At 39.3% G+C, this 16,825-nt stretch carries 11 protein-coding genes; 5 read left to right on the top strand and 6 right to left on the bottom strand.

Annotation, left to right across the window (positions count from 1 at the left end):
• The first annotated feature begins 118 nt into the window (after positions 1-118).
• The 5 genes from ACT29I_RS06255 to ACT29I_RS06235 all read left to right on the top strand — a co-directional run bounded on the left by ACT29I_RS06255 (position 119) and on the right by ACT29I_RS06235 (position 9,356).
• Positions 119-4,006 carry a T9SS type A sorting domain-containing protein gene (locus tag ACT29I_RS06255; protein WP_444792955.1) on the top strand — a complete coding sequence of 1,296 codons (3,888 nt, stop codon included), beginning with the start codon at positions 119-121 and terminating at the stop codon, positions 4,004-4,006.
• 248 nt (positions 4,007-4,254) lie between these two features.
• Complete coding sequence (locus tag ACT29I_RS06250; protein WP_430931361.1) at positions 4,255-4,812, top strand: TetR/AcrR family transcriptional regulator; 558 nt, start codon at positions 4,255-4,257, stop codon at positions 4,810-4,812.
• A 322-nt stretch (positions 4,813-5,134) separates the two neighbouring features.
• Complete coding sequence (locus ACT29I_RS06245; protein ID WP_430931360.1) at positions 5,135-7,747, top strand: TonB-dependent receptor; 2,613 nt, start codon at positions 5,135-5,137, stop codon at positions 7,745-7,747.
• A 29-nt stretch (positions 7,748-7,776) separates the two neighbouring features.
• Positions 7,777-8,961 (top strand): hypothetical protein, encoded by a 1,185-nt coding sequence (locus ACT29I_RS06240; protein ID WP_430931359.1) that lies wholly within the window; start codon positions 7,777-7,779, stop codon positions 8,959-8,961.
• 92 nt (positions 8,962-9,053) lie between these two features.
• Positions 9,054-9,356, top strand: coding sequence for a hypothetical protein (locus ACT29I_RS06235; protein ID WP_444792954.1), 303 nt, complete (start codon positions 9,054-9,056; stop codon positions 9,354-9,356).
• A gap of 114 nt (positions 9,357-9,470) precedes the next feature.
• Here ACT29I_RS06235 and ACT29I_RS06230 read toward each other — a convergent pair whose 3' ends face one another.
• The 6 genes from ACT29I_RS06230 to ACT29I_RS06205 all read right to left on the bottom strand — a co-directional run bounded on the left by ACT29I_RS06230 (position 9,471) and on the right by ACT29I_RS06205 (position 16,662).
• Positions 9,471-10,202 carry a LytR/AlgR family response regulator transcription factor gene (locus tag ACT29I_RS06230; RefSeq protein ID WP_430931357.1) on the bottom strand — a complete coding sequence of 244 codons (732 nt, stop codon included), beginning with the start codon at positions 10,200-10,202 and terminating at the stop codon, positions 9,471-9,473.
• A 36-nt stretch (positions 10,203-10,238) separates the two neighbouring features.
• Positions 10,239-11,306, bottom strand: a complete 1,068-nt coding sequence (locus tag ACT29I_RS06225; RefSeq protein ID WP_430931356.1) for a sensor histidine kinase — start codon at positions 11,304-11,306, stop codon at positions 10,239-10,241.
• A 257-nt stretch (positions 11,307-11,563) separates the two neighbouring features.
• Positions 11,564-12,784, bottom strand: coding sequence for an ABC transporter permease (locus ACT29I_RS06220; RefSeq protein WP_430931355.1), 1,221 nt, complete (start codon positions 12,782-12,784; stop codon positions 11,564-11,566).
• Between the two features lie 153 nt (positions 12,785-12,937).
• A complete protein-coding gene (locus ACT29I_RS06215) occupies positions 12,938-13,693 on the bottom strand; it encodes an ABC transporter ATP-binding protein (RefSeq protein ID WP_444792953.1) in 756 nt (251 codons plus the stop codon).
• Positions 13,694-13,955: 262 nt separating this feature from the next.
• Positions 13,956-15,272: an efflux RND transporter periplasmic adaptor subunit gene (locus ACT29I_RS06210; RefSeq protein ID WP_444792952.1), complete on the bottom strand. Its 1,317-nt coding sequence runs from the start codon at positions 15,270-15,272 to the stop codon at positions 13,956-13,958.
• A 61-nt stretch (positions 15,273-15,333) separates the two neighbouring features.
• A complete protein-coding gene (locus ACT29I_RS06205) occupies positions 15,334-16,662 on the bottom strand; it encodes a TolC family protein (RefSeq protein WP_430931352.1) in 1,329 nt (442 codons plus the stop codon).
• Positions 16,663-16,825 lie beyond the last annotated feature (163 nt).

Raw genomic sequence — 16,825 nt, 5'->3', positions numbered from 1 at the left:
TGTAAACAAAATACCTGTTTTCAGGTATTAGAATGGCTGTTTATGGGTAGGCAATTGAATATGTTCCTCCATAACTTGTATTCGATTATAAAACATTCACTCTGTAAATCGATAAGTTATGAAGGTTAAAAAGTATGTAGTTGGGATATGCTTATCCATGGTGCTAATGATTTCCTGTCCATGTAATGTCAAAGCACAGTTACATGGTAATAACTACTGGAACACAAGTATTATACCCGGTTACAATGGCAATTATGCCTACGGAACACAAGCCGGAGCCGTGGACAACAATGGCATAGTGTACATTGGCGTGCAACTACCTGTCAACAATCAAACAGTGGTAAAAATAGTAAGTTGGGATGGCGTTAAATGGAGCTTGTTAAATGGTCAATTGATTCATTCAGTTTTTAGGGTTGCAACTATTACGGCCATAGATGTGGATATCCAAGGCAATATATATGTTTTAGGTACTTTTGATAAAATTGATAACGAAACTGGCACACCTTTAATTGACACGGAAAACATTGCCAAGTGGGAAAAATCAACCCAAAACTGGTCAAATATAGGAATGGGGATAAACGTACCTACCAATCCTTACGCTTTTAAAGCTATAAAAGTGGATAATACGCAAAATATTTACATTGGAGCAGCCGGTGGCCTGGCCGGAAAAAATCCCAACGGGACTATTGTTCCCGCAAACAGTATCATTAAATGGGATGAAGCTGCCCAACAATGGGATAATATGGCAGGTGGATTAATGCGGGGAAATGCGAGATCCAATTACATCAATGACATCATGATCCAAGGACAAGATGTGTATGCAATAGGACAATTTGGGATGGCAACATCCCCCAATGGAACGCCATTCAATATTTCGATACTGGCAAGGTGGGATGGCATAGGATGGAGCTCTACAGGAACCTTACCCCCTACTGTTTCCGGTGGTTATGGGATTTCGGTATGCGATGATAATGCGGGTAACATTTACATTAGCGGCGATGATCCAACTTTTCTTCTTAAATATGATGGTCTCAACTGGAATTCTATTGCCGCGGTCAATTGGGGTGCCGGAGAACTGGAAACAGACAACAACAACAATTTGTATTTGCAAAGCAGGAGCTTTACCACCAATACCTATTCAGTAAGCAAATACGATGGAAATACATGGGAACAAATAGGCAACATAGGTGGACGACCAAATGTGATGTACGGTAACAGAAATTTAGCCAATACAAGAATCTATCTGGGCGGGTATTTTAGCTGGATTACAAATTCGGTAACCAACCGGGTTGAATATGCGATAAACAATATCTATTGGGATGGGACTGACTGGAATTCCATGACCAATAACGTACCTGTTGATCCCATATACAGTGCCGATTTTAACACGAACAATCATTTATATTTTGGTGGCGACTTTACCGATTTGAGTTTTTATAAAAACTGCAACAACCTGGCCGGAATCGTGAATGGTGCACTTGTAAAGCTGGGTAACGGAGTGAATAACGTAGTACGTTCGGTGGATGTGGGTGCGAGTACTTTTGTTGAAACTCCATTCTCAAACACGGTATTTATCGGAGGCGACTTCACTGAAGCAACAGATGCCGACGGAACTATGCATAGCGATGCTAACCATGTGGTTGCATGGGATATCCAAACAGAAAAATACCTGCCTTTGGGTCGAGGAGTAAACGGGGTGGTCCATGAATTAAGATATAGCCGAGACCTGAATCATTATGGCCGAAACGGCAGCGGATATCTATTTGTAGGTGGCGAATTTACACAGGCTGTTAACGCCGATGGGAGTATTGTGAATGCAACTAATTTTGTCGCCTTTAACCTCGAAAATTGGCGATGGGAATACATTGGAAGCACAAACGGCCCGGTTAAGGCCATTCATACAAATCATGGAGATCCAATGAATTTGTTTATTGGCGGTAATTTTACTGCCGTAGAAAATTCCGATGGAACAATAGTGACATCTGATAAATTAGCTGTTTTGTCTACACTATACGGTATTCCAAAATGGCATGGTACGGATATGTCCATAAATGGAGAAGTGCTTGCCCTGAGCTCTCGAAGCTTGCTTTCTTCTACTAACCTGTTGGGTGAAGTGACGATAGGAGGAACTTTTACGGATATTACCGATTCGTACGACACCTACGACCAATCTCCATATTTATCAAATATATTCTTCAGTTTTAAGGACTCAGATAACAATGGAACAATAGATGACATGGATGCTAATGTGACTACTATGACAACTCACTTTCAGCAACTGGACGGAGCGGTTCATCATATTTCAGGAAATGATTTGTTCCGTTCTGTTATCTCGGGTGAGTTTACGAAGGTAACCATGCACGATGGAAGCGTGAGGCAGCTTAATCACATTGCCGAGATAAAAGGCACCTTTTGCGGTGACTTTTGGGGCAGATCGTTGAATATCAGCCCATGGGGCGATGGCACCAACAACCCGGTATATGAACACGTTGGCGAATATGGCTGTAACTATACACCCCGAAACATGCTTGTTGTTGGAGATTTTAGTTCTGCCGGAAACTTACCCAGCGCCGGAATTGCAGAGCACAAGTTAAACAATTTGACCACCATTGCATCATATGCAACTGCCAATACTTCGCCGTATATCCCATCGGGAACATCTGCTGTGTCTGTAATTAGATGGAGATGCCGTAATCCCCACCTAAAAAATGCGCAAGCAACATCGCAACAATTACTTCAGAACAATCTGGAAATAGATAAATTCTTAATTGATGAGTATGACGAATTCGACCTGGCTTTTGTTAATTTCCCAAGCAGGGACACACTGGTATCTTTTAAAGGATTGGTAAATCATAGAGATACATTGGTGTATGCATTGGTAGGTGTTGAAGATACCACGCGATACAAACCTAACCCCAACGGGATTGATCGCTCATTCGATTTGATTTCGTCCAACTTAACAACTTACGCTGATGCGGACGGATCAGGAATTATTTTCGTGAATACCGTAACCGATAGCCCTGCTATTGATATTAAGACCAGTAATGATGCTACATTGATTAATAAATTAACGTACAAAGAACAAAAACGACTGGTTGGTTTTACCGCAGAACCATTGCAATTAAATTTTCATGAGTCGCTAACAGGAAACTTACTTTATACAGATGTTGTTGACCTGACAAATTCATCTAATAAATTATTGGTTTATTATATTAAGGGCTTTGTAGATCCGGCAAACAATCAGAATGGCGACCCTATTGGAGGAGAGGTATTTGACCCTAACTACAACATTAAAATGTATAACAACAAACTAAACCAAACCATCACTTTTGCCGACATAGGGGATAAGTCTTTAGGAGATGGCCCCTTTCAAATCAGTGCTACCTCCTCATCGGGGCTACCCGTTACTTTTGAGGTACAGCAAGGAAACATTACCCTAAACGGAAATACTGTAACTATTAATGGAGCCGGATTAGCAACTATAGTGGCTAAACAAAATGGCGATGCAACGTATAACCCTGCCCAAAACGAAGAAATGTGGTTTTGTGTAAAGCCCGGCAAACCCGGCATTACTCAACCCCAAAGTAATTTATTAGTGGCTAATACGGTGGAAAACCTTCAATGGTACCTCGATAACACATTATTGGTTGGGGAAGTCAACGACACATTAAACATCACGATGAGTGGCAATTACCAGTGTTCCACAACCGTAAATGGCTGTACCAATACTTCCGATATTTTTACCGTAGTCTCTACAGATTTGGCACATATGAATGCGGATATGTTCTTTTGCTTTGCCAATGGCGAAATCCGGGTAAAATTTGCTGATGCAACTTTGATAAAAAATATCACAGTTTACGATCTAACAGGTTTTAAGGTTATGAGTCAAAATTCAATTCTATCTAATAAATATTTGTATAACGTGAGCAAACTGAAACAAGGAATATATATTGTACTCATTACAACTGCGAATGGAGTTTATAAAAGAAAAATTGTTATTCCATAGTGGCTAGCAAACTAAAACCCTAAATTATCTTATTCCTCCATATCACGTTTTTGTAATAAAGGCCATTCAATTTACTTTTAAATGGCCTCTTTTCTTGTGGATAGTTGAATAAAATCTTCATGTTATCTTTTTATTAATTCCCAAAGGCGGAATGAAAGAGTGCGATTTATTATTATTTTTGTCACCATTAAACACATTATTATTTTGTTAACAACACTCCATCTCTGAAAAGAAAACCAATTGTGGTAATGAAGAAAAAAGAAGTTATTTTAAATGGTGCCATTGAATTATTTGTAGCTAAAGGTTTTTCCGCTTCCACCAATGAATTAATAAGTCGCATCGGAATTGCCAAAGGAACACTATATCACCACTTTAAAAGCAAAGATCAATTAATAGTTGAAATTTACAAAACATTGATGTTTGAAATTGAAACAGAATGTGTTTCCGAAATGCTGGAGGAAGAAGATCCGCTGGCATACACCAAAGATGTGTTCGGAAAAATAGTTAGCTGGTTCATTAAAAACCCAAGCAAGTTTCATTATATCAGTAGCTTTGAAGCCAGCCCCTACAGTAAGGTACACGCACTTTCGGTAAGGGAAACATTAAGTGGCCCTCAGAAGAACATCCAGCAGAAGGTGAATATGGGCGTGATGAAAAACTACAATACAGAGTTAATCACTTTTTTCGATTTTGCTTTTACCCGGTCCACTGCCAATTACTTTTTATCTCAACCCAATCCCATGGGAAAGTTCCGCAAAGAATTTGACGAAGCGTTTGATCTTTATTGGAACGGAGCCTCCAGATAGCAATATAAAAAAAAGAATAAAACTACATACCACCCCACTTTAAAAACCCAACCCCCAGCTACAAAAGCCTTTATTTACTCCATAACCTATCTATTTCAAGGCACGCGAACCTATTTTTATCCTTTTCGACCTTTTTATCAATTATAAATTTTTAAAAAAAATTTAATTACCTTCTGTGGCCAATGATAACAATAGGTTAACGCATACTTAATGTTTTCAAAACCGACTCGTCGGTCGGTTTTTTGAATATTTGCCGTAGAAATTATATATATTTGAAACTATTAATAAGTTTTTATTATAACCTAAATTCAATTATTTAATCATGAAACATTTTATCACGAAGCTTTATGTGGTTGGTATGCTACTAGCCCTTCCTTTAGCAGCATATGCTCAAGGTAAAGTAACTGGAAAACTGGTGGATTCAAGCACCGACGAACCGTTGATTGGTGCTGCTATTTACCTGGAGTCGGATAAAGGAGTTGGCACGGTTACCTCTTTGGATGGTACTTTTAAACTAAACCTGAAAAACGGTAAATACAACCTGGTGTTCACCTATTTAGGTTATATTGATCAATCCGCCTCCGTAAAGGTGGATGGTGATGTAGACCTTGGCACAATTTTAATGAAATCTTCTTCTGTTGGGCTTAACGAAGTAGCTGTTATAGCTTCTGTAGCAGTTGATAGAAAAACACCGGTGGCTCTTTCAACAATTAGTCCAATTGGAATAGAAGACAAACTAGGAACTCAAGAATTTCCCGAGGTTCTAAAGTCAACTCCTTCAGTATATGCTACTAAACAAGGAGGAGGTTTTGGTGATGGACGTATCAACATCCGTGGATTTGACTCTCCGAATGTTGCTGTGATGATTAACGGAGTTCCGGTAAATGACATGGAATGGGGTGGTATATATTGGAGTAATTGGGCCGGACTTTCTGATGTAACAAGATCAATGCAGGTTCAACGGGGTTTAGGAGCATCAAAAGTTGCTGTACCGTCAGTTGGTGGATCTATCAATATTCTAACAAAAACAACCGATGCCACAAAAGGCGGTGCTGTTGCCACAACTATTGGCAACGATGGATACGAAAAAATAGGTTTCAATATTTCCACCGGATTAACCGAAGACGGTTGGGCAATTACATTATTAGGTGCTAGAACAAAAGGTGATGGATATATTCAGGGCACTGAATTTGAAAGTTATTCTTATTTCTTTAATGTTTCTAAAAGAATTAACGATGATCACCAATTGTCGTTTACCGGATTTGGAGCTAAACAATGGCACAACCAACGTAGTAGTTTCGATAAATTAAGTATTGCCGATTGGGAAACAAAAAAAGAAAAATACAGATACAATGGAACGTATGGTTTTGGTGTAAACGGTCAACGTAAAAATGGTGCCCGAAATTACTACCACAAACCTCAATTCTCATTAAATCATTTTTGGACAATCAATGAAAAATCAAGTTTAAGTACATCATTATATGGATCTATAGGTAGTGGAGGAGGCCACTCTGCACGAGGCGATGACAGAAGTTGGCAATATGGAACGGATGATACCTTCAGAACCATAGAGGGATATAAAGATTATGCAGCCATTCAAGAACTAAACGCGGCGAATACCGATGGTTCAACTTCAATTATTGCAAGTTCGAACAACGACCATAAATGGGTAGGTGCGATTTCAACGTTAAGTACACAAGTAAAGTCTTTTGATATATATGGTGGACTTGATTTAAGATATTATGAGGGCGATCACAACAGAACTATCCTTGATCTTCTAGGTGGAGATTTCTTCCTTGACCCAGATAGAACTAATGTAGATTACAGAAGCGATGATGACACTTATGTCAACGAAAAACTTTCATACGGTGATAAAATATCTAGGGATTATTTAGGGAAGGTGCTTTGGGAAGGTGCTTTCGCTCAAGCTGAGTATAACCAAGGTAGATTGGCTGCATTTGTTTCAGGTGCAATTTCAAACACCACCTATTGGCGTGTCGATAATATGTATTATGCCGAGAATGAAAAAGAATCGGACAAAACCCATTTTGGCGGATTCAGTATTAAGGGAGGAGCCAATTATAACTTAACTGATATTCACAATGTATTCGCTAATATAGGCTACTTCTCACGAGCTCCATATTTCTCAAGCGTATTTTTGGCAGATGATACCAGCAATGAAATAAACGATGATGCTGTTAATGAAAAAATATTCTCGACGGAAATCGGTTATGGTCTGAGGACGTCGTCGTTACGATTAAACCTGAACTTATACCGAACAGAATGGAGGGACAAAACCTTTACAGGGTATGTAAGCAGTCAAAACCCTGATCTGGGAAGGTATAATGCCGAAGGGGTTGAAGCATTACACCAAGGTATTGAGCTTGATTTTGTGTTCAAACCCATACAAAACCTAGAATTTACCGGTATGGCATCTTTTGGAGATTGGAAATGGGTAAATGACGCAGAGGCTTATGCGACCAACAGGGATGGACGCCTGGTAAATGATCAAGGCGAGATTGTAACCGATCCGGATGACGCAAAAAAAATATTGCTTCAAATCGGCGATGTTCATATTGGCGATGCAGCACAAACGACTGCAGCGTTAGGAGTCAACTATAGTTTTTTAAATGGGTTTAAAATTGGCTTAGATTACAATTACTACGACAGACTTTTTGCAGATTATGGTGAAATAGATGATTTAGAAGGCGAAGACACCTGGCAGGTACCTTCTGCCAATATATTCGACGCTAACGCTAGTTATAAATTTATGCTAGGGAACTTTGACGCTCGCATTTATACAAAAGTGAACAATTTATTCGATGCCGTTTACATAACTGATGCGGAAAGCGGATCGAACGATACTTGGGAAGACGCCAAGGTATTTTATGGATTCGGAAGAACATGGTCGGTTGGCTTAAAGCTTATTTTTTAATTAACCCATAAATTAAATAGTTAGAACTGATGAAAAATATATTAAACATATCACTGGTTGTTGCATTATTTGCATTATGGAGTTGCGAGGATGTAACGGATGATTTTGATGGATTAGATGATCCTATCGTTTCAAATCATGTTGGGAAAGCTATATTAGACGCACCTTATACTTTAACTGAAGAAGATTATGCTCTATCTTCTAATGAAGATGTTCTGAGTTTTAAAAACTTTTCTAATTACTTACCTGCTAAAGATTATTTACCCGAGATTTTAGATGCCAAGTTTTATACTGATGAAATTGGAACTGAATTTAAAATCACTTACCTCTTTTACAAAGGAAGCCTTAGTTACCTATATGACCTGGAAGATGTTACCTTTTACGAGTTAACAACCAGTGATTATGATTCTTTTGGCGGGGATGCTGCTCAATACAATAATTTTAGCTCAAGCGCTAGACCAGAGAACTATTTGCCAGATTTCTTTGCAAATAAATATAGCAGTGCAGAAGCGGGAGATATAGTATATGTTACTTACGATTATTACAGCGGAGGAGTTTCTGTTATTAGCGAATTCTACGAATTTGATGGGTCTATTTGGGCCTCCTCTGATGAAAGTGTAGATTTACCAGAAGGTGTAGAAATTTATGTATTAACCTCTGAAGATTACGATTCGATGGGTGCTCCCGGTAATTACAATAACTTTTCTGCATCAGATGTTCCTGAAAACTACTTGCCAACATTTCTTTCCATTAAATTCCCATATGCATTTAATGGAATTAAAATTGCAACTGTTTTCAAGTATTATGCAGGAGGAGGTGTTACTGAAACTAGAGCTATCGAATACTTAAAAACCGAGACTGGCTGGACAGCATATTCTTCTACTGAGAATAAAACTGAAACTTTTAAGTATGATGGTGATGTTTGGCTATATGTTCCACCAATCAAATTCATTAAAACGGATAAAGCACATACTATAGAATATACTTTAAATGATGATGATTACGAATTTGTAGGTAACGGCAGATATGATAATTTCGATGTTCGTGAGGGCCAGGACGAAGAAACCGAGGAAGTGAGAATCGAGAAAATCACAAAAATTCTGAAAAACAATTTTGAGGTAGCTCTTGGTGAAGTTTATAAAGTAACATTTGAAGTGTACAGTGGATCAGCAGAAACCTGGGACATCACACTGGAAGCTGTAGAGGATAATTAAAAAAACAAATGTAAATTTGAATATATGAAGGCTAACTTCCCCGGAGGTTAGCCTTTTTTTTATTATATCTTTGCCTAAAATTTAAAAAACGGATGGAATATATAGAGCTGGATATTAAGCAATTGATCTACGAAATTTTAAATGGCAAGATAGTTCCATACAGCGTGGAGCTAAACTGCGAAATGCTGAACTCCGGTTTAAACAACCTTTACGGGACTTACATTTATTATACCAATGAAGTTGATGGTGCCGTAGATGTCGTGGCCGATTTTAATTGCAAACTAATGGATAATGCGAGTTCACCATCTGAAGTCAAGGCCAAAGGACGGTTTAAAGGACGGTTTAACGTGGAACACAAATGCTTTTTTGACGGTGCTTACGAAGTAAACATTTAGTTTAGTTCACTATAACGGCGAGCTAAAAATTTCCGTTTCCCTTTTTCTTCGTGCATGTAGCATTCTCATCCCGAAAATTTATGAAACAACGTTCGTCGAAACCAATTGATTAGGCTAAAGAAATTTCTTCTTTACAAATTCATCAAAGGCGTCTTTATATTGCTTGCTGATGGGAATGCGTTCTTTACCAAAGATGATTCTGTAGCGTTCTATAGTGGTTACTTTTTCGAGATTGACAATAAATGAACGATGGACACGCATAAAACGTTCCGAAGGCAATCGCTCCTCAACAGATTTCATGGTAGCATAAAACACGATTGGTGTTTGTTCCGATTCCGTATAAAGTTTCACGTAATCTTTTAATCCTTCCAGATAAAGAATTTCACCATAATTAATCCGCCTTAATTGCGCGTTGGCTTTTATAAACAAGTAATCGCCATCCGAATTAAGATGGCTTTCGGCCGGAGATTTTGCCGCTTCGATCAGGTCAAAGTGTTTTTGGGCATGTTTGGCTGCTTTCAAAAAAACCTCGTAACTCACTGGCTTGAGTAAATAATCGAGGGCATGAAGCTGAAAACCCTCCAAAGCATATTTCTCGAATGCTGTAGTAAATATCACCTTACAGCTTTCATCCAGTGTGCGCGCAAATTCTACACCGGTAAAATCGGGCATCTGTATATCCAAATAAATTAGTTGAACGGGATTGTCCTGCAAAAATTCCATTGCATCTATCGGGTTATCAAACTCCCCCTTCAGTTCCAAAAAAGGTGTTTTATTAATATGAGAAACCATTAAACCCAGGGCTAATGGCTCGTCGTCGATGGCTATGCAGGCAATTTTTTTCATGGTATTAGATTACTAGGCATGAAGAATATTTATAAATCAATATTCTAAAGGAATGATTAAACTTACACTAAAAACATTTTCTTCTATATCCATATTTAAAATAGCTCTATCTCCATAAATTAAATCCAAACGTTTTTTAATATTTGTGATCCCTACCCCGCCCTTTTCGTCATTTACACTGTTTCCTTTTTGGGGGATACTGTTCTTGCACGCAAACTTTACTTGGTTGTTTTCTTGTTTTAACTCAATTTTTATAAATGATTGCTCGCGATAACTGACACCATGCTTAAATGCATTCTCAATAAACGGAATAAACATCAGCGGAGGAATATCGGTGTTCGAGTTTTGATTCGAGATGCTCACATCCAGTTTTACTTTGGAAGTCAAACGTTGCCGCATCAGGTCAATGTAATTTCGTGTAAAATCAAATTCCTTTTGTAAGGCTATGGTTTTAATATCTGACTCATAGATTAAATAGCGCATTAACGCAGAAAGTTTTTCCACAGATTTTTGCGCTTTGTCGCTGTCGATAGCAATAAGCGCGTATATGTTGTTTAAAGCGTTAAAGAAAAAATGCGGGCTAATCTGGTTTTTCAGAAAAGCCAGCTCCGTATCTTGATGCGCCCGTTCTTTTTCTTGTTGCACTTTTTCGTTTTGCCTGATCTTATGAATAATAGCTAATCCCGTACTGGTGCTAATTACCAATATAAGCAGGTAAATATTGTCAACTGCCCTTGGGTCGAGAAACATACCCTCACGTTTATCTTTCCTTACAGGCTTCTCCATGCTCATACTTTCCCTAATCTCGTCAAAACCAACCAGTTCAAAACCCATTTGCCATAGAGACAGAATGGTTAGTATGAACAATACTATTGCAATAAAAAAAACGATTTTGTTTTTAGAGAAATACAATCGGGGCACTAATACCAAATAATTGACATAAAATGCCAATGTCATAAAAAACATCTGATAGTAGTACATATATCTCCAAAATGTCAGATGATTGTCCGACCTGTCGAATACAAACAAAGGCATCAGAAGCACAAATGCTATGGCTATGATATGCGGTAACCAGTTTCCTAGTTTTGATTTGATAATTTGCATATGGTAAAGATAATTATTTCAGTCAATAGTCAGCAGTAGACAGTTATTATCAAACGGATGGTATTTCTTTGCTGCCCACCAGAGTTCGAAAAGTTGGAAAATTGCATTTTTACAATAGTTTACAAGACGGGAATCGGCTCTCCTCCTTAGTAAGAAGGAGAGTCCAAATTACGGATATACTATATTTTACAATTGCAAAACATCAAACCTTATTTTTCGAGCCATCCGCCTATCGCTCTATGCACTTAGCTGCACACTTATTCGTGACGTAAAGCTACAATCGGATCAAGAGCTGACGCCTTTCGCGCCGGATACCAGCCAAAGAAAACACCGATAAAAGAGCAAACCAAAAACGATAACAACACAGAATCCGTGGTAATCAGAATGGGCCAGTTCAAGATACTTTCCACCGAATTAGATGCAAAATACCCGAGCAATACCCCTATGATTCCGCCTAACACGCTCAGTAAAATAGCTTCCAGTAAAAACTGCATCAGAATGTCTTTGCCCTTTCCGCCAATGGCCAGGCGCAGTCCTATTTCTCTGGTACGCTCCGTAACCGACACATACATGATATTCATAATCCCAATGCCGCCTACTAACAAAGAAATAGCTGAGATTGATCCTAATAAAACCAACAACATTTCTGATATAGACCCAAAGTTGCTGATCAGCTCCTCCTGGGTTCTGATTTCAAAATCATTATCCTCTGCTTCCTTCAATTTATGCGATTGACGCAACAACTCTTCTATCTCGGCGCTTGTTTCTTTAATATTATCTTCGGAAGAAGCCGACAAAACAATTTCACGCAAATGTGTCTCGCGGGTTATACGTTTCATGATCGTTGAATAAGGCATCAGAATCATATCATCCTGGTCTTGTCCGAAAGTGTTGTTCCCTTTTTCTTTGAAAGTTCCTATTACCTTAAACGGTATGTTGTTGAAACGAATACTTTGTCCAATAGGGTCAACATCCTCCCCAAAAACATTTTCCACCACTGTTTGACCCAGAACGCATACTTTTGCTGCTGTTTTTATTTCCTGACTGGTATAAAAGCGACCTGTCTCAATCTCGTATTTTTTGATAGTTGCATATTCTTCATTACCTCCACTGATGCTTGTCGGCCAATTGTTCGATCCATATACTACTTGCCCAGAGCCCTTCATTCCGGGAGACACTGCGTCAATCAAAGTACAATTTTGCTTCAGATACGCTACGTCTTTCTCTTTCAGTGTTTGCGATGCCGTTCTGCCTTGTTGTACGCCACCCCTGCTCATACTGGCAGGCATCACGTTAATCAGGTTGGTTCCCATAGAGGCAATACTTGATTTAATGCTTTCGTTAGATCCCTGGCCGATAGCCAACATGGTAATCACTGCCCCTACCCCAATGACAATCCCTAACATGGTCAGGAACGATCTCATTTTATTGCGCTTAATAGCTGCAATGGCTATTTTAAATAAGTTTATTAGTTTCATTTTGCAAGATTTTTAGGTAATAGATTAGAGATAATAGACTTAAAACACAGAAACATAAAGCTTCTTTAAGAACTGCCTAAAACTAAAGGTATACATAAGGAACGGTCCATAAGCCTCAGGAGCTTCGTATGAACCTTTCCAATCAACCTTATCCTAATTCAATATATAATCTTCGTTTTTCAGTTTCAATATCGCCTCACTGGCAATGGCCCTATTTTCTGTTTGGGCATCTTTAATAATCCGGCCATCTCTGAAAACAATATTCCTTTTGGTAAACAAGGCGATATCCGGTTCGTGTGTCACAAAGCCAATGGTTATGCCTTTTTCGTTCAGTTCCTGAAACAAGGCCATAATCTCAAAAGAAGTCCGTGTATCCAGGTTGCCCGTGGCCTCATCGGCCAAAATAATTACCGGGTCGTTCACTATTGACCGGGCTATGGCCACACGTTGCTGCTGTCCGCCCGACATCTGGTTGGACAGGTGTTTCATCCTATCTTGCAAACCCACTGCTACCAAGGCAGCCTCAGCCTTTTCGCGACGCAGCTTACTGTTAATGGATGGATTATATAACAAGGGGAGTTCCACATTTTCCAGGGCCGTAGTTCTGGGCAATAAATTGTACGACTGGAACACAAAGCCCAACTTGGTGCTTCTTATTTCCGCCAGCTGATTTTTCTTCATGGACTTCACATTGTTTCCATCCAGCCAATAATCCCCTTCCGATGCTCTATCAAGGCATCCAAGAATATTCAACAGGGTTGATTTGCCTGAACCGCTGGTACCCATAATGGCCACAAATTCGCCTTGAGTAATGGACAAGTCCACTCCCCGAAGCGCCTTTACGGTTTCGTCGCCCACCCGATAGTTTTTATGGAGACCTTTAATTTCTATGATTTTATGATTGTTCATGATTACATCAATTTTTAAAATTCCAACTCAAAGAGATACTTTGGTTACCTCATAATGTCTTCCAATATTTATCAAATAGGTTTCCAATTGCCGACGCAAAGTTGCGTTACAAACATAATTAGTTGATGATGCGTCGGTTTGAATTACATCACCAACCTGGGACGTTGCCCCAGGTTAGTGCCAAACGCCCTTCGGAGCTTTATTTAAAGAGTTAGTATTACCATTGACTGTTGACTGCCAACTCTCCAAGCTTATCGAAGTCTTACCTCGGTGGTCCACCGCCACCTTTACCACGCGATGGCATAAATGGACTGGATTGCTCTTCATCTGCGCTTTCTTCTTCCGTTTCCTCTTGCATCCCCTCGTTCATAGCTATAACAACTTCATCACCTTCTTCCAATCCTGAAATAATTTGAATTTGGGTTCCATCATTAATACCAATTTCAATGGGGACAGGATGAATCGAACTACCTTTTTTAATCCACACCATTGTTTTTGAGTCATCCTCTTTCATCATACCATCAGATGGCCCTTGCATTTGCTTTCCGGATGATTGACCGCTTTGCACGTTACCTTTGTTTCCGTTCATACCTGGTCTTCCTTCCGGGCGTTGCGGTCTTTGATCTTCAGGTAATGATTGCATATATTCCATCATCATTTCCCTTTCCGGACTAAAGCGTAAGGCTTTACCTGCTGCCAATAATACATCATTGGCTTCTTCCACATATGCGGTGATACTTGCGGTCATGCCCGGCTTTAGTTTTTTGTCGGGGTTGGCAACTATTACAATTACCGTATAGGTAATTACGTTTGACGATTCATTAGGCTGCAGCCTTATCTCAGAAACCTTACCGGTAAAAGTATCATCGGGAAAAGCATCTACCGTAAAATCCACATGCTGCCCAACTTCCACCATACCTATATCGGCTTCATCCACATCGGCTTCCACCTGCATTTCGCTTAAATCGTTGGTAATGGTATACAGCTCAGGTGTATTCATGCTTGCTGCCACAGTTTGCCCCTCTTCTACGGCACGGTTCAACACCACGCCATCAATAGGTGAATAGATGGTGGCATAACTTAAATTCCGCTCTGCTTTTTCTACATTGGCTTTCGCAGACTTCAGGTTAGCCTCGCTTGTTTTATAATTATACACCGCTAAATCATAATCACTTTGCGATAACACATCTTTATCGTACAAAGTCCTCATCCTGGCCAGGTTGCTTTTTTGGTATTCGTACTCGGCCTCTGATCTGTTTAGGTCGGCCTGTGCATTTTCCAGCGAAGATTTTAAGGTGGATTTATCCAGCTCCGCAATTAACTGCCCCTTTTTTACGACAGAATTAAAATCCACATATAGTTTTTCGATCACACCAGACACCTGGGTTCCTACCTCAACCGTATTAGTGGCTTCCAATGTTCCTGTAGCCGTAATCGAATTGTTTATGGATCCTCGTTGCACTATTGCTGTTTCAAAAACATATCCCGACTTGCCGCTATTGGTAAAGGAATAAGTCAGTACTGCTGCTATTACCATGCATGAAACAACTGCATAAATGATTATTTTTTTCCGTTTCATCTTTATTAGATTTTAGTATTCAGATATATGTATCCAGTTTATTTTACTTCCTTTTATCATTTTATAGGGCAATAAGGTTTCCCATGTAGTATTCAATGATTTCGTTTTGTAAAACCATTTCGTACTTTGCCCTTGTCAGGTTATTTTCTGCTGTCGTTAAATTGTTTTTCGATATCAGGAAATCCACGGAACTCAACATTCCTTGCGAAAACATTTCTTCCGCTAACTTAAAAGATTCCTGTTCTGCCACGAATTGTTCCTCGTACGACAAAAAGGTACTACTGGCCGTTTGCGCATCGGTACAGGCCTGTTCAATGGCTTTTCGCAAATCGTTTCTGGTGTCTATCAGGTTGTACTCATAATTATCCCTTGTAATCACCGCTTGTTTCACCCTGTTTTTAACCTCTTTTCGTTGATAAATAGGAATAGACAAGGATAACCCAATGGTGGGAGTTACCTGGTTAGAAAATTGATCGCTAAATGCAGGAGTAAATCCACTATTATAATTGCTTTGAACACTCCCGTTTAACGAAAGATATGGTAGTGCATTTACTTTTGCGAGTTTGATATCCATCTCCGAGCTTTCCAGGTCCAACTCGGCTGTTTTAACACCTGGCTGAATTCCCAATGCCACGTTATACACAATGCCGGGATCCGTTTCCGTGTTCAACTTCACTAAGGTATCTATATTAGGATGCGATATGTCGAACGAATTGCTCACAGGCATATTCATGGTCTGCATCAAGGTTACCAAAGCAATTCGTAACGAACTTTGCGAAGTGACCAAGGTGGCCTTATCGCTCGAATACTGCGATCTTATATTCAAATAGTCAGATGGCGACATGACTCCCGCCTCACGACGAATGGTAGCTTCTTCCAGTTCCTTTTCCGTGGCCTCCAATTGCGACTGGCTGTTTTTTACTTGCTCCTTAGCCTGCAACACGGCAATGTAATTGGCCAGAACATCCAGACTTAATAATTCTTCCTTGGTTTTAATATCAGTTTCGGCTGCGGATAGGTTGATTTTTCCTTGAAGAATGGAGTTTTTGATTTTTGCACCGTTATACAAGGTAAGGTTTGAGCTTAAGGAAACATTCAAGTTGCTATTTGTTTCCCGGTCCCAGATTCCTTCTGTGTTGTTATAAGTATTATTGGAGCTTACTGATTCATTGGCCGACAATGATAAATTGGGACTACGTTCCGCTTTTCTTTGTTCCAATTCAGAAACCATACTAATAACCTCATTATTGGCCCTGCCAATAGTGGTACTGTTTTCCAAGGCATACGCAATGCAATCGTCCAGTGAAAACTGTTTTTCCTGTCCTTTTGCCGGTAAAAAAATTATACCTAATAAAAGAATTGGCATGAATGTTTTCAATATCGTGTTCATCTTAATTGATTTAATAATTGATTTACGATACAAATATTCCTCTATTTGTTGTGTACCTCAATTCAATTAGACCGTTGGCTGGGTATTTTAGAAGTTTGAACGGTTTTACCCGACGAATGGAAATTGGAATTATAGAAAAAGTCATTACAAAACTTATCTATAA

The sequence above is a fragment of the Saccharicrinis sp. GN24d3 genome (assembly GCF_052400645.1).
Lineage (GTDB): Bacteria > Bacteroidota > Bacteroidia > Bacteroidales > Marinilabiliaceae > Saccharicrinis.
Note: the sequence above shows the minus strand (reverse complement) of the source record. Positions and strands in the feature narration are given on the sequence as shown.

Coding starts and splice junctions, on each gene's coding strand:
- ACT29I_RS06255 (WP_444792955.1), top strand. CDS start 119: ATGAAGGTTAAAAAGTATGTAGTTGGGATATGCTTATCCATGGTGCTA.
- ACT29I_RS06250 (WP_430931361.1), top strand. CDS start 4,255: ATGAAGAAAAAAGAAGTTATTTTAAATGGTGCCATTGAATTATTTGTA.
- ACT29I_RS06245 (WP_430931360.1), top strand. CDS start 5,135: ATGAAACATTTTATCACGAAGCTTTATGTGGTTGGTATGCTACTAGCC.
- ACT29I_RS06240 (WP_430931359.1), top strand. CDS start 7,777: ATGAAAAATATATTAAACATATCACTGGTTGTTGCATTATTTGCATTA.
- ACT29I_RS06235 (WP_444792954.1), top strand. CDS start 9,054: ATGGAATATATAGAGCTGGATATTAAGCAATTGATCTACGAAATTTTA.
- ACT29I_RS06230 (WP_430931357.1), bottom strand. CDS start 10,202: ATGAAAAAAATTGCCTGCATAGCCATCGACGACGAGCCATTAGCCCTG.
- ACT29I_RS06225 (WP_430931356.1), bottom strand. CDS start 11,306: ATGCAAATTATCAAATCAAAACTAGGAAACTGGTTACCGCATATCATA.
- ACT29I_RS06220 (WP_430931355.1), bottom strand. CDS start 12,784: ATGAAACTAATAAACTTATTTAAAATAGCCATTGCAGCTATTAAGCGC.
- ACT29I_RS06215 (WP_444792953.1), bottom strand. CDS start 13,693: ATGAACAATCATAAAATCATAGAAATTAAAGGTCTCCATAAAAACTAT.
- ACT29I_RS06210 (WP_444792952.1), bottom strand. CDS start 15,272: ATGAAACGGAAAAAAATAATCATTTATGCAGTTGTTTCATGCATGGTA.
- ACT29I_RS06205 (WP_430931352.1), bottom strand. CDS start 16,662: ATGAACACGATATTGAAAACATTCATGCCAATTCTTTTATTAGGTATA.